At 33.2% G+C, this 19,936-nt stretch carries 18 protein-coding genes, 1 tRNA gene, 1 pseudogene and 1 riboswitch; of the genes and pseudogenes, 8 read left to right on the forward strand and 12 right to left on the reverse strand.

The window, feature by feature from the left end:
- Positions 1-128: 128 nt before the first annotated feature.
- Positions 129-1,194, forward strand: a pseudogene (gene fbp / locus ACGK9U_RS02785) (class 1 fructose-bisphosphatase).
- Positions 1,195-1,533: 339 nt separating this feature from the next.
- Here the strand turns inward: fbp and ACGK9U_RS02790 are convergent.
- From ACGK9U_RS02790 to trxB, 3 genes are all read right to left on the reverse strand, one after another.
- Positions 1,534-2,817 (reverse strand): site-specific integrase, encoded by a 1,284-nt coding sequence (locus ACGK9U_RS02790; protein WP_394464859.1) that lies wholly within the window; start codon positions 2,815-2,817, stop codon positions 1,534-1,536.
- Positions 2,818-3,124: 307 nt separating this feature from the next.
- Positions 3,125-3,198 (reverse strand) — tRNA-Pro (locus tag ACGK9U_RS02795).
- A gap of 211 nt (positions 3,199-3,409) precedes the next feature.
- A complete protein-coding gene (trxB, locus tag ACGK9U_RS02800; protein WP_394464860.1) occupies positions 3,410-4,390 on the reverse strand; it encodes a thioredoxin-disulfide reductase in 981 nt (326 codons plus the stop codon).
- A gap of 168 nt (positions 4,391-4,558) precedes the next feature.
- Between trxB and ACGK9U_RS02805 the strand changes: the two genes are divergently transcribed.
- Entirely contained in the window at positions 4,559-5,002 is a 444-nt protein-coding gene (locus ACGK9U_RS02805) for a hypothetical protein (RefSeq protein WP_394464861.1), read from the forward strand.
- A 52-nt stretch (positions 5,003-5,054) separates the two neighbouring features.
- On the opposite strand, the gene ACGK9U_RS02810 is transcribed toward ACGK9U_RS02805, so the two are convergent.
- From ACGK9U_RS02810 to ACGK9U_RS02820, 3 genes are all read right to left on the reverse strand, one after another.
- Complete coding sequence (locus ACGK9U_RS02810) at positions 5,055-5,723, reverse strand: bifunctional 4-hydroxy-2-oxoglutarate aldolase/2-dehydro-3-deoxy-phosphogluconate aldolase (protein WP_394464862.1); 669 nt, start codon at positions 5,721-5,723, stop codon at positions 5,055-5,057.
- A 60-nt stretch (positions 5,724-5,783) separates the two neighbouring features.
- Positions 5,784-7,001, reverse strand: a complete 1,218-nt coding sequence (locus ACGK9U_RS02815; RefSeq protein WP_394464863.1) for a 6-phosphofructokinase — start codon at positions 6,999-7,001, stop codon at positions 5,784-5,786.
- A gap of 93 nt (positions 7,002-7,094) precedes the next feature.
- Complete coding sequence (locus ACGK9U_RS02820; protein WP_379925369.1) at positions 7,095-8,141, reverse strand: PfkB family carbohydrate kinase; 1,047 nt, start codon at positions 8,139-8,141, stop codon at positions 7,095-7,097.
- Between the two features lie 162 nt (positions 8,142-8,303).
- Here ACGK9U_RS02820 and ACGK9U_RS02825 point away from each other — a divergent pair, with 162 nt between their 5' ends.
- Positions 8,304-9,335 carry a LacI family DNA-binding transcriptional regulator gene (locus ACGK9U_RS02825; protein ID WP_394464864.1) on the forward strand — a complete coding sequence of 344 codons (1,032 nt, stop codon included), beginning with the start codon at positions 8,304-8,306 and terminating at the stop codon, positions 9,333-9,335.
- Here the strand turns inward: ACGK9U_RS02825 and ACGK9U_RS02830 are convergent, their stop codons facing one another.
- From ACGK9U_RS02830 to ACGK9U_RS02850, 5 genes are all read right to left on the reverse strand, one after another.
- Positions 9,336-9,683: a cupin domain-containing protein gene (locus ACGK9U_RS02830; protein WP_394464865.1), complete on the reverse strand. Its 348-nt coding sequence runs from the start codon at positions 9,681-9,683 to the stop codon at positions 9,336-9,338. It abuts the gene before it with no gap.
- Between the two features lie 127 nt (positions 9,684-9,810).
- Positions 9,811-10,353: a DUF4252 domain-containing protein gene (locus tag ACGK9U_RS02835; protein ID WP_394464866.1), complete on the reverse strand. Its 543-nt coding sequence runs from the start codon at positions 10,351-10,353 to the stop codon at positions 9,811-9,813.
- A gap of 15 nt (positions 10,354-10,368) precedes the next feature.
- Positions 10,369-10,932: a DUF4252 domain-containing protein gene (locus ACGK9U_RS02840; protein WP_394464867.1), complete on the reverse strand. Its 564-nt coding sequence runs from the start codon at positions 10,930-10,932 to the stop codon at positions 10,369-10,371.
- Between the two features lie 42 nt (positions 10,933-10,974).
- Complete coding sequence (locus ACGK9U_RS02845; RefSeq protein WP_394464868.1) at positions 10,975-11,478, reverse strand: hypothetical protein; 504 nt, start codon at positions 11,476-11,478, stop codon at positions 10,975-10,977.
- Positions 11,465-11,974, reverse strand: a complete 510-nt coding sequence (locus ACGK9U_RS02850; protein WP_394464869.1) for an RNA polymerase sigma factor — start codon at positions 11,972-11,974, stop codon at positions 11,465-11,467. Before ACGK9U_RS02850 ends, ACGK9U_RS02845 begins: the two co-directional genes overlap by 14 nt.
- A gap of 256 nt (positions 11,975-12,230) precedes the next feature.
- Here ACGK9U_RS02850 and ACGK9U_RS02855 point away from each other — a divergent pair, with 256 nt between their 5' ends.
- Both ACGK9U_RS02855 and ACGK9U_RS02860 read left to right on the forward strand, forming a co-directional pair.
- Positions 12,231-13,715 carry a S41 family peptidase gene (locus ACGK9U_RS02855; protein ID WP_394464870.1) on the forward strand — a complete coding sequence of 495 codons (1,485 nt, stop codon included), beginning with the start codon at positions 12,231-12,233 and terminating at the stop codon, positions 13,713-13,715.
- Entirely contained in the window at positions 13,712-14,425 is a 714-nt protein-coding gene (locus ACGK9U_RS02860) for an ATP-binding protein (RefSeq protein ID WP_394464871.1), read from the forward strand. Before ACGK9U_RS02855 ends, ACGK9U_RS02860 begins: the two co-directional genes overlap by 4 nt.
- 55 nt (positions 14,426-14,480) lie before the next feature.
- Here the strand turns inward: ACGK9U_RS02860 and ACGK9U_RS02865 are convergent, their stop codons facing one another.
- Entirely contained in the window at positions 14,481-16,352 is a 1,872-nt protein-coding gene (locus ACGK9U_RS02865; RefSeq protein WP_394464872.1) for a TonB-dependent receptor plug domain-containing protein, read from the reverse strand.
- Positions 16,353-16,418: 66 nt separating this feature from the next.
- A riboswitch (cobalamin riboswitch) is annotated at positions 16,419-16,692 on the reverse strand.
- A gap of 69 nt (positions 16,693-16,761) precedes the next feature.
- Between ACGK9U_RS02865 and ACGK9U_RS02870 the strand changes: the two genes are divergently transcribed.
- From ACGK9U_RS02870 to ACGK9U_RS02880, 3 genes are read left to right on the forward strand one after another with little or no spacing between them, the layout of a single operon-like run.
- The gene (locus ACGK9U_RS02870; RefSeq protein WP_394464873.1) at positions 16,762-17,904 is read left to right on the forward strand and encodes an ABC transporter substrate-binding protein; all 1,143 of its coding nucleotides are present in this window, start codon (positions 16,762-16,764) and stop codon (positions 17,902-17,904) included.
- Positions 17,905-17,952: 48 nt separating this feature from the next.
- Complete coding sequence (locus tag ACGK9U_RS02875; protein ID WP_394464874.1) at positions 17,953-18,984, forward strand: FecCD family ABC transporter permease; 1,032 nt, start codon at positions 17,953-17,955, stop codon at positions 18,982-18,984.
- 42 nt (positions 18,985-19,026) lie between these two features.
- Complete coding sequence (locus tag ACGK9U_RS02880; protein WP_394464875.1) at positions 19,027-19,821, forward strand: ABC transporter ATP-binding protein; 795 nt, start codon at positions 19,027-19,029, stop codon at positions 19,819-19,821.
- Positions 19,822-19,936 lie beyond the last annotated feature (115 nt).

Below are 19,936 nucleotides of genomic sequence, written 5' to 3' on the forward strand. Positions count from 1 at the left end.
ATTTGTAATACACATGTGTTAATTTTCTATATTTACTCATCTTAAAAAAGTTTTAGATGGTAAACCTAAAAAATGGCAAAGCCTTTAAAACATGACCACCGTCAAAGACGGTGGTTTTTTAGACTGAAATAAAAATCATAACTTTAGGTCAATTTATTGCTTCAAAATCAAGCATCTTTTCCCTAATCAATAGGCGAACTTTCCAAGCTACTAAACAGTATCCGGTTAGCAGCAAAAATGGTAAACCATGAATTTAACAAAGCGGGATTGGTTGATATCATTGGAGTTTCTATGATGTTAATGCACAAGGATAAAACCAACAAAAATTAGATGTTTTTTGCAAACAAAAAATTTATTTAAGCCATAAAAAATAAAGATATAGCTATGATATTGTTTTGGAAGAAGTTGAAGATTTTATACAAATTCAGGGTAATGATGGATCAAACAATGGAAAATATGTGGTCTTAATGGATACTTTAGATGATTCTACAAATATTCATGTTAATGTATCCGTTGGAACTATTTTTTCTGCTCTTAGAAGAATTACACTTATTGAACCCCTTGTAGAACTTAAAGATTTTTACAACTAAGTAGTGCACAAATAGCGGCAGTTCACATTATTTACGGCACTTCAACGATGCTTGTATACACCAACGGAAATAGCGTAAATGGTTTTACCTTAAACCCAACCATTGAGTTATTTTATCTGTCGCACCCCGATATCAAAATTCCCGCCACAGGAAATATTTATTCTGCTAATGAAAGGAACTATTTCCTTTTTTTTCCCAAGGTGTAAAAAACTACATTAAATATTGCCTAAAGGATGAAATTAATCGTCCTTATTCAGCAAGATATATTGGATCAATGGTCTCTGATTTTCACAGGAATATGTTAAAAGGCGGCATATACATATACCCAATTGTAATAAAAACAAAAACGGAAAACTCAGGCTCCTTTATGAAGCAAACTCTATTGCATTTATAGCAGATCAAGCTGGATGCAGAGCTAGCAATGGCGTTGAACACATTTTGGATATTTTTCAAAAAAAATTCACCAACTAATTCCCTTTTTCATAGTGGAAGCATAGAAATGGTTGATAAATTGGAATCTTTTCTTTTAAATTTAAAACTCCAACTATTACAATTAAAAGTCAACTTATTACTATTCCCAAAACCATTCATTAGTTTTAAATAAATCTATTTTTAAATAAATTAATCACAGATTATTAAATTTGTAACAACAAAAGTTAATATCGCTTAAATAAAAATAAATTAAGGTTCACAAATCGTCAATAAAAATCACAACAATTAGCAAAACCTATGATATCACTGGCAAAGTTACAACAGGTTCGAATCCCAGCCCGCACCTCCTCTTTCCAACACCATCATCATAATAGATATAATCTATTATACAAATCTAAAGGCCGTCCCTTTTCCGATAAATAGTTTGCGAGTTTATATTTCGGGGATATTGTATGAATAAAAAACCTCTTTTTTATTAATTTTCGAGCTTATTTGTATACATATTCTTACTTTAAACAATTTGCAAATATCCAAATACTTTGCCCTTTTTATCATTTATTACTTTTTTGTCAGTCTTTAGTTTTGTTTTTAATTGTTTAAAATCATTACTGATCTTTTTCTCTACGACGCGAGCATACTTTTGGGTAGTTGACAATTTTTTATGACCAAGTACTTTAGAAACTGTTTCGATTGGTACATCATTTAAAAGTGTTATAGTAGTTGCGAATGTATGTCTGGCAACGTGAAAGGTTAAATTCTTTTTTATTTGGCACAATTCAGCCAATGCCTTTAAGCCCTTATTCATCTTTTGGCTACTAATTACAGGTAATAGTAAATAATTATTTTCTTCGCTTGGAAAATTAGCATACTCCTCTAAAATAGAGCAAGCTTCATCTAATAAAGGTTGCTTTACTGGACAGCTAGACTTTTGGCGTTTAATCATTACCCATTTCTCACCATCAACTCCATAACAAATATTTCCTTTTTTGAGATTCTTTACATCTATATAACTTAACCCCGTATAGCAAGCAAAAATAAAAATATCCCTAACTCTTATTAAACCATCATTCACCAAGACCAAATTGGATATCGCTTCAAGTTCCATTTCCTCTAAAAATGGTGCATCATAATCTTGAAATTTTAATTGATATAGAGCAAATGGGTTTGTTTTTATCCAACCGTGCTTGAATGCAATTGTGGTTAATTTTTGTAAACGTTCCATATGCTTCATAATACCATTGTTACCTAATGGTCTTGATTTATTCAATGGTTGACAACCCATTAGAAAATTTTCAAATCCAACTACAAATGAATAATCTACTCTTTTAAGTGAAACGTCTGACTGCTTAATGCATTCATTCAAATATTTATTTAAATATTTTTCAGTTGCTCCATAATTTTTCGCCGTACCCTTTTCTAACTTTTTTATTTCATTTTCGCTATGGTATGACATTAACTCCTGAATTGTCTGGACTTTTTTATCCAAACCTAAAAAACGAATTTTTATAGATTGAGCAGTAATTAGGTTATTCTCACAGCTTAGTTGTTTATGGCAATCAATTAGTTTTTTGTAAACAAAATCTAAATAATCATTTAGCTTATTGGCTTCAGGATCTCCTTTTAAAACCTTTCTAGCATGACTACACCAATAATGTTCTAATATGCATCTTTTTATACTTAAGTCAGCACGCTTACCATCAACCGTGATCCTTACATAAATAGGCACATAGTTATCTTTAGTCCTAAATGTTTTTTTTATCCAAAAATGGATACTAAATGTTGTCGAAGTCTTCATTTCTTCCGTTTAAGTAAAACAATCCGTTAAACGAAAGCCAAATCAATATATGTATTACGTCAAAAAATACGTAATTAACCTTAATGCAGTGGAAATAGGACACCTATTTATTAATTTAGGACTATCTAGCCCATAAAAAAACCACTTGATTTTAAGCAAGTTAAGCATTTTTTTTTAATAAAAATAGGACACCTATTAGGACACCTAAACAATGGTTTTAAAGCGAATCAAATGATATCAAATAAAATTTAAACAATTGAAAATCATGTAATTAACTTTTTATCAATGTCCTTTAATACCCATTTTGTCGGGATGACAGGATTTGAACCTGCGACCACACGGCCCCCAGCCGTGTACGCTACCGGACTGCGCCACATCCCGAAATTATATTTAAATAATAACCACTCTACATGGTTAATCATGGTTTCTGGAAGTTCAAACTGTAATAAAGTGCAGTTTATCCTGAGCTTGCCGAAGGGCCACATCCCGTTTTAAAAAGTTTTCAAAGAAAACACATTTTGTTAAATTTAAAAAATCAATTCATAAAAAAAGCCGAAGAAATTACTTCGGCTCCTATTTTATTTTTTGATATCTAATTATAAGTAGATGTAGATACTTCAAAAGTAGCATCTTTACCTGCTAAATAACGTTCGGCATCCAATGCCGCCATACATCCAGTTCCTGCTGCTGTTATGGCTTGTCGGTAAACATGATCTGCCGCATCACCCGATACAAATACACCATCTACATTTGTTTTTGATGTTCCTGGTACGTTTATGATATAACCTGTTTCATCTAAATTTAAAAATCCTTTAAAGATATCCGTATTAGGTTTATGCCCAATAGCCACAAAAAAACCTGTTGCTGGTATTTCGTGCTTTTCCTTTGTTTGGTTATTATAAACCCTAACGCCAGTAACTACTTGTCCGTCTCCTAAAACCTCATCGGTTTCTGTGTTAAAAAGTATTTCTATATTTGATGTATTCTTAACTCTGCTAGCCATAATTTTTGATGCTCTAAATTCATCACGCCTTACTAACATAGTTACTTTTTTACATAGTTTTGAAAGATAATGTGCTTCTTCACAAGCTGAATCTCCAGCACCTACAATCACCACTTCTTGATTTCTATAGAAGAAACCATCACAAACCGCACAAGCTGAAACACCACCTCCTAATTTTAAATATTTTTGTTCAGAATCTAAACCTAAGTATTTCGCCGAAGCTCCTGTTGAAATAATAACGGTATCGCAATGAATCTCTTTAGTATCATTTACCCATACTTTATGTACATCGCCCGAAAAATCCACTTTAGTAATCCAGCCATCACGCACATCGGTTTCAAAACGTTCTGCCTGTTTTTGTAACTCCATCATCATTTCCGGACCTGTAATTCCATCTGGATACCCTGGGAAATTTTCAACTTCATTCGTTGTTGTTAATTGACCACCTGGTTGTGCACCTTGGTATAATACAGGTTTCATATTGGCTCTAGCTGCATAAATTGCTGCTGTATAACCCGCAGGTCCCGAACCAATTATTAAACATTTTAATTTTTCAATCGTATCTGACATAATCGCTATTAATTTTTAATCTTAACAAAAGTAGAATTTTTGAATTAAATCTTACATTAAAAGTATCAAAAGATATTATCATCACATAAGTACTTATTATCCATTATACTATTTCTCCTTTTTTTTTTGTAAATTGTAGTAGTATGATTATTAATTAACTCTTCATTTATGAAAACTATTCTATTTATTTTCTGTGCGTCCCTTTTAATTTCTTGCAATAACAAAAAAACCGTTGAACAACCTATAGAACATTCTTTAGAAGGTGCTTGGGAATTAGTTAGTTTTTTGAACTATAAAGAAGATGGTTCCGTTGATACTATAAAATCTTCAAACGCATTTAAGCAAATGAAGATGTATTCTAAAACTAAGATTATGTGGAGCCGGTTAAGGGCATGGGATTCTTTAGATTGGTTTGGAGTTGGGGATTATACTTTTAAAGATGGCAAGCTAACCGAAGTTTTAGATTATGGCTCCCATGCTATGAATAGCCGTATAAAAGCAAAAAAGAAGTTTGTTTTTGATATTTTAATTAATGAAAACACATTTACTCAAATTGAAATTGATAGTCTAGGGCATCCTATATATGCTGAAAACTACAAACGTGTGGAATAAAAAAAGCTGAACTTTAAAGTTCAGCTTTTCATCTTATAGAAATTTTAAAAAATTATTTTCTAACAGCTTTAACTATAGCGAGTGCTTTCTTAACATCTTGCTCTAATTTTGCGTAATCTTTATTTGCTATAATATCTTTAGAAATTAATTGCGATCCCATACCAACACAAGTTACACCAGCATCAAACCATCCTTTTAGGTTTTCTTCAGTTGGAGAAACGCCTCCTGTTGGCATAACGCTTGTCCAAGGTTGTGGGCCTTTAATGCCTTTTACAAATTGTGGTCCGTAAATATCTCCAGGGAAAAGTTTAACTATTTCGCAACCTAATTCTTCTGCTCTAGCTATTTCAGTTAATGTTCCGCAGCCTGGAGACCATAATACTTTTTTACGGTTACAAGCAATGGCAATATCTTCTCTTAAAACAGGCGTTACAATAAAGTTTGCTCCTAAAGACATGTATAAAGTTGCTTGTCCTGCATCGGTAACAGAACCTACACCCATTATCATACCTGGTAATTCTTTAATAGCGTATTTAGTTAATTCGCCAAAAACTTCGTGAGCAAAATCGCCACGAGCTGTAAATTCCATTAATCTTGCTCCACCATCATAACATGCTTTTAATACTCTTTTACTTAACTCAATATCATTGTGAAAAAACAAAGGAATCATCCCAGTATCTTTCATTGCTTGAGCCACTTCTAATCTTGAAAATTGTGCCATTTTATTGTTGTTTTTTATTATTATTTTTATTCTTTGGTCCCGATAGCTATCGGGATTATTTTAGTTCCAGTTTAATATTTTCTTAAAATCGTATGCCTCTGGATTGGGTAGATATTTTTTTGCATCTTCATAATCCTTTTCTTTTATATAGAAAAGATTATTAATAAATAGTTGAGCCATATCTGAATTTATATCTACTAATCTAGGTGGAATTTTGCCGTTTTCATCTTCAAAATCCTTTAAATATAATGGTGTGATGTCGCCACGTGAATTGGCACTAACAATACAACCCGTTTTGCCTTCGTCGAATAATTTTTTAACACCAATACCTAGTAAAGTACATAAGGTTAAGTCGAATGCAATTGGAGGACAACATCTTAATTCGTAACCAAGCTCTACTGGTCTTGATTTTATATCCATTCCTAACTCTTTCAATTTAACTTGTAATAAATAGTTAAAAATATGAGACTTACTAACATTCCCTAGCTCTGGGTGTCCGTGATCATCATACGTAAAGTTAATTCCAGAATTTATGATTTCATCTTGTTCCATAAAATGAAAAACACCTTCACTTACTAAAGCGACACCATATTCAATACCTTGAATTTTACACTTAACAATTGAAGAAATAATCATGTTAATGATTTTCTCGAAAGTGATATTCGTTTTGTTGAACATTTCTGGAATAATCATCATTTGATAATGACAAGCCGAAGCTATACCGAATGCTAAATGACCCGCAGAACGCCCCATAGCTGCCAAGACAAACCAATTTTCGCTTGTTCTAGCATCTTCATAAACCGTATTGCCAATGCGAACACCTTCGTCTTTTGCCGTATGAAAACCAAAGGTTGGGTTTCTATCTGGCAATGGCAAATCGTTATCTATGGTTTTAGGTACATGAACATGGGCTACATCTAAATTCTGAGTGTTAACATATTTGGTTAATCTATTAGCTGTAGAAGCCGTATCATCGCCACCAATAGTAACCAATAACTTTACATTATGCTTCTTAAAAAAATCAGCATTAAAATCGCTGTCTTTTGGTTTAAATCTACTCATTATTAAAGTAGAACCTCCGCGACTAAAAATACGATCGGCATGATGAAAATCAAAATGTACTAAAGAGGGGTTATCAGAAAGCAATCCTTTATATCCATGATGTACTCCTATAACGTTGTAGCCGTCTTTTAAAAAAGTTTTGGCCAAAGTGCTAATAACAGTATTAATCCCTGGTGCAGGACCACCTCCACAAATAATTGCAATCGATTTTTTCATATTGAAGGATTTAGTTTAGTTGGGAATTTTAGATTCAATTAAAACCTACAAGGTTTTGAAAACCTTGCAGGTCTATGTATTTAAAATCTATTGTTATCTAGCAACTCTACCAGAAGCATCACCACCCATAAGTTTGGTTACTTCATCAACAGTTACTAAGTTAGCATCACCTTTGATAGTGTGTTTTAAACAAGATGCCGCTACAGCAAAATCTAATGCATTTTGATCGTTATCTGGGTACGTTAACAATCCGTAGATTAATCCTCCCATAAAAGAATCTCCACCACCTACGCGATCAACGATATCGGTAATTTGGTATTGACGGGTTTGTAACATTTGTTTTCCATCGTATAAAACCCCAGCCCAAGTATTGTGAGATGCAGAAATAGAACCTCTTAACGTAGTGATTACTTTTTTAGCTCTCGGGAATTTTTTCATCATTTGTTGACAAACAGATAAAAACGCTTCAGCTTTCACATCATGTCCGTGTGTTTGAACTGCTGCTCCTGCTGGCTTAATACCAAAGTGCATTTCTGCATCTTCCTCATTTCCTAAAACCACATCACAATAAGATGTTAATTCAGTCATGATTTCTTCTCTTTTTGCAGCGTCGCAATATTTCCAAAGCTTCGCACGGTAGTTTAAGTCGGTTGAAATAGTAACGCCTAATTTGCTAGCAGCTTTTACAGCCTCTAAACAAACATCGGCAGAACTTTGAGAAATAGCAGGTGTAATACCTGTCCAATGGAACCACTCTACACCTTTAAATACTTCTTCCCAGTTAATCATACCCGATTGAATAGTAGACATTGAAGAATATGCTCTATCATATACTACTTTACTACCTCTAGATACCGCTCCTGTTTCCAAGAAATAAATACCAAGGCGCTCTCCACCCCATACAATTTTATCTACACCAACGCCTCTTTTACGCATTTCCATCATAGCACATTCGCCTATGTCATTTTTAGGTAAACGTGTTACAAAATCTACAGAAATACCATAATTTGCCAATGATACTGCTACGTTAGACTCTCCTCCTCCATAAACAACATCAAAATTGTCTGCTTGAGAAAATCTTAAAAATCCTTGAGGTGCCAATCTTAGCATGATCTCACCAAATGTTACTACTCTACTCATGTTATTATAATTATAAAATTTAGTTAAATAAAATTCTGCTTAAACGTTTAAGCAATGGCTTTCAAGTAAATATAAGGAAAACATATAAAAATATATCTGCTTTGATAATAAAAACTGAAATACTATATTTGCTTAAACGTTTAAGCAAAAGTATATAAAAAAATGAGAAACAAAAAAAAAACTACAATAAAAGACATTGCTAGCGTTTTAAACATCTCTCCCGCAGCTGTTTCCAAGGCTCTTCATGATGATTCTCGAATAAGTACAAAAACGAAAGAAGCCGTTAAAAAAGTGGCAAAAGAGCTAAATTATCAACCAAATCATTTAGCAAGTGCGCTTCGAAAAGGTAAAAGTAACTTGGTTGGTGTTATTGTCCCTAGAACTAATAGCAACTTCTTCTCTTCTGTTATTCAAAATATTGAAGAAGTATTAAATAAGGAAGGTTACAATATTATTATTACCCAATCCAACGAATCCTATAAAAAAGAATGTAGCAATATAGATACGCTTTTGTTTACTCAAGTTGATGGAATTATCGCCTCCATGGCAAACGAAACGATTAAACTTGATTACTTTGAAAAAGTTAAATCTAAAGGCATACCACTAATTTTATTTGACCGTGGTGAAAATGATTTGAATGTGGACTATATTGGTATTAATGATTACGAAAGCAGCCACATGATTGTTGAACATTTAGTAGAACAAGGCTGTAAACGCATTGCTCATATTGGTGGTTATAGACGTACACGAATTTTTAATAACAGAATTAAAGGTTACATTGATGCCATAAAAAAACACCATTTACCCTTAGATGAATCTTTACTTATAGAAAGTAGCCTTACTATTGAAGATGGCAGAGAAAAAATGAAGCAACTTTTAGCATTGAAAAACAGACCAGACGCTGTGTATGTTGCTGGCGATTATGCTGCTTTAGGCGCATTGCAAGTACTTAATGAAAACAACATTAACGTACCTAACGATATTGCTTTAGTTGGCTTTGGAAACGAACCCTTTACCTCCATGGTAACCCCAACAATTTCAAGTATAGAACAACACAGCACAGAAATTGGAAAACAAGCAGCATTAACCTTTTTAGAACGCGTAAAAGAACCTTTTGTAAAGCAAACACTAAATAAAGTGATTCTTGATGCTGAATTAATTGTTAGAGATTCTTCTAATGTAAAAAATCAATAACTATTGCATAAAATCTTCTCGAATAGGACTAAATACATCTATTAAAATACCGCTCTTTTTACAAACGGTTCCGTGCATAACGTTTGGCGGAATATAAAGGGCGTCACCTTCTTTTACCAGTTTCACTTCGTTATCAACTGTAAATTCAAACTCACCACTGGCTACGTAAGTAACTTGTGAATGGTGGTGGTTATGCATAGCTCCTACGCCTCCAGCTTCAAAATGAACATTAACAAGCATGATTCTATCATCATAGGCCATGATTTTTCTTTTTATTCCTCCTCCTAACTCTTCCCATTCAATATTATCTCCTAATAAAAAAACGTTGCTTGATCCGAAACTCTTCATATGTGTTATTTATTTTTATGGTGAAAATTACACCATTTGAATTAGTAATTCTACAAAGATACTTTTCTCAGAGTTATTATAAAAAGCACTATAAATATATATTTAAATATATTTAACAATGCTTAACTCATTTAAAAAAGTTCATAATATCTTGAACTTGTCCTTCATCTACATTGGCACCTTGTAAAATACCAACTAAGGTTACCATTTTATCTGGGCTCATAGCATCGCCCAAAACTCGAACTATTCCAAAACCCATGTCTTTAGAGCTTCCAAAAACCACAACTTCATCAGCTTCATCATCGTCACCAAGATATTTCACAACCACTTTATTGCCTCTATCGCTTAATTCCATAAGGTCGTTATACTTCTCGTTGCTCAAAATGGTTTTCACTTTTGCCAATTCCACTTTTAAAGTTTCGGCATTGGTTTCATCGGCTTTAAAACCTAAAAAATTTAACCGCGATACTGAGTTATAAGCTTCCTTTTGTTCGTTATTGAATTTAGATTCGTCTATTTTCAACATAGAAATTGGAATATCTTGCGTTATAAAATCTTTAGATTCTTGATGGTCTACAAAATACTTTTGCAAACTGGCTCCGTCATTACAGCTTACCAAAACAGTAGCTGTAAACAAAACCAATAGGATATGGTTGATGGTTCGATTCATGATTAATGCGCGTTGTTATTTCTTTTTCTTTTTGTCTAAATGATTTCCGCCAGGGATATTCATTTTCTCTGTAAGTTTTGAAATTTCATTCAAATCAATATCACCGGTAAGCGACACAATAACGGTTTCAATACGTCGCTGTTCTCCATTTACTTCAACACTTTCTTTCATTACTTTATTAATACCGTTTACAAAAATCAATAGCTCTTTTACATGGTTGGAATCTTTTCCTTCTTTTACATAAAATTTCACTTCTGCGCCATCGTCTTTAACTTCCATAAGCTCTTCTAATGAACTTGAACGCGATTTTACCCATTTGCTAATATCTGCCGAAATTGATTTATTATCGGTAACAATGGTTTTAAAACTGGTAATGCTTTTTACCATATCCATATACGCCTTAGCTTCAGGATCACCTTCATTGATGCCCATTTTCGCTATCATTTGAAACATTTTGGGTTTTATGGACACAAAGGTGACATCGGAATTATCGCTATACTTTTCAAAAATATCTTGAGCCATTCCAGTTAGGGGCAATAACATAATTGCCATTACGATTACTATTAATTTCTTATTCATTTTACTTGTTTTTACGTGTTTAATTATTTGGTTCAATTCTGGTTATTGTTTTTTAAAAATGATGTTTGTTGCGTTTTGCATTTCATTCAAATACCCAAGAGTTTCGGTGCCTTTGTTCACTTCTTCAAGATAGTTTACCGTTGAAACTCCTTTGTTAAAATGATTTGAAATCATTGCCAACTGTTTTGTGACTTCGTTAAGTGCTTCTTCGGGATTGTTATATGTTCCGTAAGCGTATTCTTCATAAGAAGACACAACAGGGCTTTTAAAATAATAACCTAATGTAAGAACAGCTACTGCCGCTACAGCAATCCATTTATAGTTAAATACTTTTTTATCCCGATAGCCATCGGGATTTAATGGAAGTGCTTTAGTAAATTGCTCTTGCTTATTTACCGAAAAATAGGCGAACATAGGTTTATACATTTCTAAATGTGGCGCTACAGTTTCTTGCGAAAAATAGTTTTTTAACTGTTGCTCTTCTTTTAGCGATGTTTCTCCGTTCTCGTACTTTTCAAGTAACTTTTCTATACTATTTAATACCATAATTATGTGTATTAGTCAATTTTTCTCTTATTGTTTTTCTAGCTCTAGACAAGGCTACGCGTACTGCGGTATTGTTCATATCTAACATTTTTGCAATCTCGTCTAAATCGTATGCTTCTATATCCCTTAATTGAATTACTAATTTTTGCTGTTCCGGCAATCCTTCTATAATTTTAGCCACCCAATGAACACTATCGGTTAATTCAACTTGTTTTTGTAAAGATGTGTTGCCATCTTCATAATTGTTATGCACAATTTTTAAATTCTGCGCTTGCTTCGATTTCAATTTATCAAAACAAAAATTCTTAGTCATCGTCATAGAAAATGCTTCCACATTCTTATACTCCTCTATTTTTGTTTTGTTGTTCCATAACTTCAACAATATCTCTTGTGTTGCATCTTCTGCTTCCTCGGTAGATACCAGCAATCGTTTTGCTAAACGAAACACTTTATCTTTAAAAGGCATCACAATATTTAAAAACTCTGTTTGAGTCATTTTTGTTGGTTTGCTTTGGTTGGTTCAAAACTGCTTTGCTAGGGCTATTTTATATTACGACGAACGTTCATCTAATTTGTTACAAATATTTTTTAATTATATAATAATGTAAGTAAATTTAGAGTTTTAAAGACTAACGTTATAAAAAAATCTGTAATACGAACAAATGAAACATCCATCACCAAATTTTTGTGCTTAACAATAAAGTTTATATGGATATTCCATTTGACCGATTAAAATCAATAAGAAATAACAAATGAAATTATTAAAAGTCCTATTTCTAGTATTTACCGTTTCCTTTTTAGTTACAAGTTGTTTTGAAGATAATGACGATAACCAAATTTCAACCACCGAAATAAATGACTTTGTTTGGAAGGGTATGAATGCTGTTTACTTATATAAAGATAATATTCCAGACCTTGCTAATGACAGATTTACTTCAAATAAGGAATATCGTGATTATTTGAATAGCTTTTCTGCTCCTGAAGACTTATTTGAAAATTTAATATACCAAAGGGAAGATGTAGATAAATACAGTTGGATTGTTGATGATTATATTGCTTTGGAGCAACTTTTTAGTGGTGTTTCAACCAGCAACGGCATGGAATATAAACTATTTCGTCAACCCAATAGCACCACCAATCTGGTTGGCTTTGTACGCTTGGTGCTTAATAATAGCGATGCTGCCAATAAGGGTTTAAAGCGTGGTGATGTTTTTAACGCTATAAATGGCACACCTTTAACCGTAAACAATTACAGTAGTTTATTATCTTCAACCTCATACACCTTAAATTTAGCAACTTACAACACGAACAATACACCTGAAACTTCTGATGACACCGTGGTTTCTAAAAACGAAACCATTGCTCTTACTAAATTAGAATATGCCGAAAACCCCATTTACACCACTAAAATTTTTAGTGTGAAAGGAGAAAATGTTGGCTATTTAATGTACAATGGCTTTACTGCAAATTACGACTCGCAACTCAACGCTGTTTTTGGAAATTTTAAATCTAACAACGTAAAGCATCTTGTATTGGATTTAAGATATAACCCTGGAGGTTCGGTAACTTCAGCCATATTACTTTCCAGCATGATTACAGGGCAATTTAATGAGGAAGTTTTTAGCACCGAACAATGGAATAGCGAATTTCAAGCATATTTTGAAACTGAAGACCCCGAATCGATAATCAACCGATTTACAAATAAGGTTGGTGGTGCTGCTTTAAATAGTTTAAACCTTCAAAAAGTATATATTTTGGCAACTGATGCTTCAGCTTCTGCCAGCGAATTGGTTATAAACAGTTTAGATCCATATATTGAGGTTGTACATATCGGTGATTTTACTACTGGAAAATACCAAGCTTCAACCACGTTGTATGACTCTGAAAATTTTACTCGTGAGGGCGCAAACCCAAACCATGCTTACGCGATGCAACCTCTTATTTATAAATCCTTGAACAAAGTTGGCAATACCGATTATAATAATGGACTAGCACCTGATATTGAACTTAAAGAATCTTACATAAATTTAGGTGTTATAGGCAATGAAAACGAACCTCTTTTAGCGGCGGCTTTGGCTAATATTGAAGGTTCTATTAGTAAGTTAGAAACTATTAAAGCGAAAGCAAAACATACTTTAAAGCCTTTTAAAGACAGTAATAGTTTTGAACCGCACCTTAATGAAATGTATGTGGACAAAAAGCTTCCTGCGGACTTAATCAGAAGAAACTTTAAGTGAATAAACTAAAAACTTATTTTAATTGGAGTTCTGGGAAAGATTCCGCCTTAGCGCTTTATCATTTATTAAAAGATGAACGTTATGCTGTTGATGAATTAATTACAACCGTAAATAGCCATTACAACCGTGTCTCCATGCACGGTTTGAGAAAAGAATTATTATTTGCTCAAACAGATGCTATAAACATTAAATCTAGCATTATAGAATTACCGGAAATGCCAAGTATGGAAATCTATGAGCAAAAAATGTTAGAAACTGTTTCTAGATTAAAAACAGAAGGTTTTACACATAGTGCTTTTGGCGATATTTTTTTGGAAGATTTAAGAACTTACAGAGAAGAACAATTGGCCAAACAAGGTTTTGAAACCGTTTTCCCAATTTGGAAACGAAACACCAAAGAACTCCTTCTTGAATTTTTAGATTTAGGCTTTAAAACGATTGTCGTTTGCGCCAATTCCAAATATTTTGGTGAAGACTTTGTAGGCACTGTTATTGACAAAAACTTTATAGACAATTTACCAGAAGGTGTTGATCCCTGTGGTGAAAATGGCGAATTCCATACCTTTTGTTTTGATGGGCCTATTTTCAAAAACCCCATTCCATTTACCATTGGAGAGAAAGTATATCGTGAATATGATAGTCCAAAAACCAACAATGCTATTTGTAAAAGCGACAAATATGGTGTTTGGTATTGCGATTTAATTCCATAAAAAAATGCCGCCAAATAAAGAAATGGCGGCATTAAAAATTGACTTTATTCTCTCACTATAAAGCCAAGTGAAGACCTAAGCTCACATTTCTACCTTTAGTTGTAAAACCAATAATCTCAACGTAATCTTCATTTAAAAGATTGGTTACACTTGCAAAAAGTTTCAGTTTGTTGTTAATTAATTTCTGACTGAAATAAAGATCTATTAACGAATATGATTTTAATTCTGCATTTTGATAAGTAGAAAAATCGGTATCCAATCGTTCACCAACAAATTGATAATTTACAGAAGCAAACGATTTATTTGAGAAGTTATACCCCAAACCCGCATTCGCTTTATGTTTAGGCAAACGCAAACGAGTTCCTTCTTTTAATTCAGTAAACGTATAATTGGCATTAAAGGCTAAATTATCAATAATCTTAACTTCAGCTTCCACTTCAACACCATGTACCGTAGCATCTGTTGTTGCATTAGTATAACCCGTTGTGTATATAATAGTATTTTCTTCTTTTCTATTAAAGTACAATCCGTTTAAACGCAGTCCTTTTTTATTTGAAAACTCCAAACCACCTTCAATAGTTCTATTATCTTCCGGTTCTAAATCGGGGTTTGCACCAAAATAGCCAAACAATTGTGATAAATTAGGCGCAATAAATGAAGTGGCGTAAGACCCTAAAAGTTTAATATACCCAGCATCAACAGGCACACTGTACGACGGATTTAAACTATAAACCAAATGCGAACCATACTCACTATGGTTGTTTAAACGCGCACCCGCATTTAAATTCAAGCCAAAATCTGATACATAAACAACATTTAAATATGGATCGGTATTGGTATAACTTTCATTGGTAGCAAATAAACTTTTATAATCGGCATGGTTCACACCAACAATAGTGTAAAATGACTCATTAAAAACATATTTATTGAAAGCATCAACCACATAACTTTCAGCTTCATTGGTTGTAGAAAAACTAGAAATAGTTTCTCTATCTATTTTTGAATACGCTGCATTAATTTGAAAACTACCATTATTGTATTTAAACTTAGGCGCTATGGCAAATCTGGTTTGGTTTGATAAATATTCATCAAAGGTATCACCTGGTGCATAAGTTGGCGGCGGAAAGCCATCAATATCGGTTTTTAGCTTATCATAACTTGCAAAAGCGGTCATTTCAAAAGCATCGCTAAATTCATATCCTAATTTTAAATTGGTATTAAATCTTGAAAAAGCATCCTTTTCAGCATTTTCAGACTTTGTAGCCGATAAACCATCTACAAATCTATTTCCAAAACTTGCCAAGTAACTAAATTTATCAACACTTCCATTTACAGACACGCTGTTTGTAAAGCTAGAACCATAATAATTCAAATCATCTTGAGATTGATTTGTTCCAACCACGCTTAAAAAATTAGCAGCAACTTTCTCTCTTGAAGATTTTTTTGTTGTAATGCTTATAACAGCTGTAGCTGCAGCATTCCCGTATAATGTACTGGCAGCTCCTTTTATAATTTCAATGGATTCAATGGTATTTACATCTAGCAAACGCAAATCAAATTCATTAGAAACCAATGACGGATCGTTTACCTGAATACCATCAATAAGTACCAATACTTGGCGGTTATTACCACCTCTTACATAATAACCCAAATTTTGTCCTTCTGCACTTCGGCTTCCATTAATTTCAATACCACTTTTGGTATTTATTAATTCTGAAACCGTTCTCCCTTGGTTGTTTTCAATCTCTTTTTGTGAAATTTTAATAACCGTTTTTCCTGAATGTTCACGCTTTAAATTAAAACGTGAATCTGTAATAACAACCTCATCTAATTGTTCTACTGTTGTTGAATCGGTTTGCTGTTGTGCAAAACCAACCATTGATATACCAAAACACAGTACACCAAAAACATTTGTTTTTTTGTTCATTTTTAATGAATAATTAATCGAGAATCGCATGGATTACATACGCAAACTTCTATCCCGAAAGTTTAACTTATTTGTTTTGAAAATGGCAGGTCTCCTGACTTGCGTCTCCATGTTGGTCTTCCCAAAGAATAAATCTTCAGTGACATTGAAGTTTAACATGAAGCTTTGTAGCTTACAGTTGCGGGAACAGTTCTGGAATTAATGAATTACGATTTATGAATTACGAATTTTATAAACACAAAAAACGTAAATCTAAAATCTGCAATCGTATATCATTGCACCAGATTCCCTTTTAATTCATCTACGTGAAATAGATAAAACCAAATTTCGCTGCAAAAGTAAACATTTTGTCTAATGATTTATCCAAAAGATTAAATAATCTTACTTTTGAAAAAATAAATCACAATCATTGAAAAAAGCAGTTTTATTATTCGTGTTTCTATGCTTCCTAGCATGTAAAAACAATCAGAAAAAACCTCTTGAAACGGCACAGGACCTTACTAAGTCTGAATATCAATACGCTAAAGGGTTTTCAGTTACTTATACTGAAAATTTTAAAGTCCTAACCATTTCCAATCCTTGGCCCAAAGCTGAAAAGGTTTACAAATATGCTTTGGTTCAAAAAAACATGCTTTCAAAAATAACTTTAAACAAAGATGAATTTGATGGCATTATTACCATTCCTATTGAAAAAATTGTGGTTACTTCAACCACGCACATTCCTGCTTTAGAATTGTTGAACGTAGAGCAAACACTGGTTGGTTTTCCTGGTACGGATTATATTTCTTCTGAAAAAACAAGATATAGAATTGATAGCGGATTGATACGAGAATTAGGCAAGAACGAAGGCATCAACACCGAAGTTTTGTTGGAATTGAAACCCGATGTGGTGATAGGTTTTGGCATTGATGGGAACAACCGAACTTTTGAAACCATAAAAAAATCTGGGATTCCTGTTATTTTTAATGGCGATTGGGTTGAAGCATCACCTTTGGCAAAAGCAGAATGGATTAAGTTTTTCGGAGTCTTGTTCAATAAAGAAAAAGAAGCCGATTCTATATTTAACACCATTGAAAAAGATTATCTGGAAGCAAAAAAATTAGCAAAAAATGCCAAAACAAAACCGAGTATATTAAGCGGTGCCATGCACAACGATGTTTGGTTTTTACCAAACGGCAACAGTACCGAAGCACAACTTTTAAAAGATGCCAACACCAATTATTTGTGGAGCGACTCCGAAGGTACTGGTAGTTTATCCCTTAATTTTGAAACCGTTTTTTCAAAAGCCAAAGACGCCGATATTTGGTTAAGTCCTTCAAACTACATCCATAGGGAAGCGCTTAAAAACGCCAATTCACATCATGCCATGTTTAAAGCGTTTCAAAATAAAAACATATATTCCACTATAAATACCAAAGGGAAATCTGGCGGTATTCTGTATTTTGAATTGGGTACTACCCGACCCGATTTGGTTTTAAAAGACTTAATTAAAATTTGCCACCCAGAACTCTTAAAAAATCATGACCTTTACTTTTTTAAACCTTTAGATTAGAACTTAAAAATTCCAAAGAAAAAAATCCAAATTCCAAAATATTATTAATTGCTGAATTCAAAAACATATAGCTTTTCATTTTTAGTATTACTCACAATACTGATTATCTGTTTTTTTACAAACATAAGCTTGGGCTCTGTTTATATTCCTTTTAAAGACGTATTTAACAGCCTTATTGGAAGCACCACCGAGCAAGAAACTTGGCTACACATCATCCAAAATTACCGATTACCAAAAGCGTTAACAGCTATTTTAGTGGGTTCTGGCTTGGGTATTTCAGGGTTGTTGATGCAAACATTATTTAGAAATCCATTGGCTGGTCCTTTTGTGTTGGGCATTAGTTCGGGCGCTAGTTTGGGCGTTGCATTGGTTATTCTTGGTTCATCGGTTTTTGGTGGGGTATTTATGGCTTTTTTAATTTCAAAATGGAGCATTGTAATTGCTGCTAGTTTGGGTAGTTTTTTAGTACTATTAGCGGTTTTAATGGTTTCAATAAAAGTACGCGATACCATGGCCATACTTATTATTGGGCTCATGTTTGCTAGCATAACGGCTGCTATTGTAAGTGTACTTTCTTATTTTGGATCGGCACAACAACTGCAACAATATATTTTTTGGGGCTTTGGGAGTTTAGGAAACCTATCTTGGGATGAACTATTTGTATTTTTTATTATTTATTGTCTTGGAATTATAATTAGTTTAGCCTCAGTAAAATCATTAAACACCTTGCTTTTAGGTGAAAATTATGCCAAAAGTTTGGGGTTGAACATTAAAAGAAGCCGATTGGCCATCATCATTTCAACCAGTTTATTAGCTGGAACCATTACCGCTTTTACAGGCCCAATTGCATTTATAGGTTTAGCCATTCCGCATTTAACACGTCAAATTTTTAATACATCAAATCATAAAATATTATTACCAGCCGTTTTTTTATTGGGTGCCATCGTCATGCTTATTTGCGATAGTATTGCGCAAGTTCCCAATAGCGACTATACATTACCTATAAACGCCATAACATCGTTAGTGGGTGCTCCAGTGGTTATCTGGCTATTGGTTAGAAAACGAAAAATGGTTTTTTAGATTGTTAGACTGTTATATTTTTAGATAAAACTTAAGGAATTAGTGAACGAAAAAGACCAACATATCATTTTAAAAACCGAAGATTTATCCATTGGATATCAATCAAAAAAAGCACAAACTCTTGTGGCTTCACATATTAATATTGAGCTACATAAAGGGGAATTGGTTGGTTTGGTTGGAGGAAATGGCATTGGAAAATCGACACTTTTACGAACCATTACAAATGTACAGGATGCTTTAAGCGGAGCCATTTTTATAAACGGAGAACCTATAAAAAAATATCCTGCTCTTGATTTAGCCAAATTATTAAGCTTGGTTTTAACCGAACAAATGATGTCTAAAAATTTATCGGTTTTTGAATTGGTGGCTTTGGGCAGGCAGCCTTACACCAATTGGGTTGGAAATTTATCTGAAAATGACATCGCTATCATCAACACTGCTTTATCGCAAACCAATATTATTGATTTAAAACAGAAACGATGTTTTGAATTAAGCGATGGTCAATTACAAAAAGTGATGATTGCACGTGCGTTGGCACAAGATACCGACTTAATTATCCTAGATGAACCAACAACCCATTTAGATATGTACCACAAGGCCTATATTTTGAAGCTACTTCAAAAATTAGCTAAAGAAACAGGAAAAACCATTCTGTTTTCCTCACACGAAATAGATTTAGCCATTCAACTTTGCGATAAATTGATTGTTATGTCTTCTAACCAAGTGGTATCCGACACACCGTGCCATTTAATTTCAAAAGGTGTTTTTGAAACTTTATTTCCTAAAGATCTAATTGCCTTTGATGAAAAAACGGGAAGTTTTCGGGTAAAAAAATAAAAGTCCTTTCTTATTAGCATTAAATTAATTAAATTTACTAAGCTATAGCCTAAAAATCAACCAGATACATTCACTTACACTTTAGTTCATTGCAATTAAAGTAAATGGTTTTTAT

The sequence above is a fragment of the Mariniflexile sp. HNIBRBA6329 genome (genome assembly GCF_043558645.1).
GTDB lineage: Bacteria > Bacteroidota > Bacteroidia > Flavobacteriales > Flavobacteriaceae > Mariniflexile.

What these genes read in the sequence shown, in the direction of transcription:
- ACGK9U_RS02790 (WP_394464859.1), bottom strand. Translation starts at nt 2,817, where the DNA reads ATGAAGACTTCGACAACATTTAGTATCCATTTTTGGATAAAAAAAACA.
- trxB (WP_394464860.1), bottom strand. Translation starts at nt 4,390, where the DNA reads ATGTCAGATACGATTGAAAAATTAAAATGTTTAATAATTGGTTCGGGA.
- ACGK9U_RS02805 (WP_394464861.1), top strand. Translation starts at nt 4,559, where the DNA reads ATGAAAACTATTCTATTTATTTTCTGTGCGTCCCTTTTAATTTCTTGC.
- ACGK9U_RS02810 (WP_394464862.1), bottom strand. Translation starts at nt 5,723, where the DNA reads ATGGCACAATTTTCAAGATTAGAAGTGGCTCAAGCAATGAAAGATACT.
- ACGK9U_RS02815 (WP_394464863.1), bottom strand. Translation starts at nt 7,001, where the DNA reads ATGAAAAAATCGATTGCAATTATTTGTGGAGGTGGTCCTGCACCAGGG.
- ACGK9U_RS02820 (WP_379925369.1), bottom strand. Translation starts at nt 8,141, where the DNA reads ATGAGTAGAGTAGTAACATTTGGTGAGATCATGCTAAGATTGGCACCT.
- ACGK9U_RS02825 (WP_394464864.1), top strand. Translation starts at nt 8,304, where the DNA reads ATGAGAAACAAAAAAAAAACTACAATAAAAGACATTGCTAGCGTTTTA.
- ACGK9U_RS02830 (WP_394464865.1), bottom strand. Translation starts at nt 9,683, where the DNA reads ATGAAGAGTTTCGGATCAAGCAACGTTTTTTTATTAGGAGATAATATT.
- ACGK9U_RS02835 (WP_394464866.1), bottom strand. Translation starts at nt 10,353, where the DNA reads ATGAATCGAACCATCAACCATATCCTATTGGTTTTGTTTACAGCTACT.
- ACGK9U_RS02840 (WP_394464867.1), bottom strand. Translation starts at nt 10,932, where the DNA reads ATGAATAAGAAATTAATAGTAATCGTAATGGCAATTATGTTATTGCCC.
- ACGK9U_RS02845 (WP_394464868.1), bottom strand. Translation starts at nt 11,478, where the DNA reads ATGGTATTAAATAGTATAGAAAAGTTACTTGAAAAGTACGAGAACGGA.
- ACGK9U_RS02850 (WP_394464869.1), bottom strand. Translation starts at nt 11,974, where the DNA reads ATGACTCAAACAGAGTTTTTAAATATTGTGATGCCTTTTAAAGATAAA.
- ACGK9U_RS02855 (WP_394464870.1), top strand. Translation starts at nt 12,231, where the DNA reads ATGAAATTATTAAAAGTCCTATTTCTAGTATTTACCGTTTCCTTTTTA.
- ACGK9U_RS02865 (WP_394464872.1), bottom strand. Translation starts at nt 16,352, where the DNA reads ATGAACAAAAAAACAAATGTTTTTGGTGTACTGTGTTTTGGTATATCA.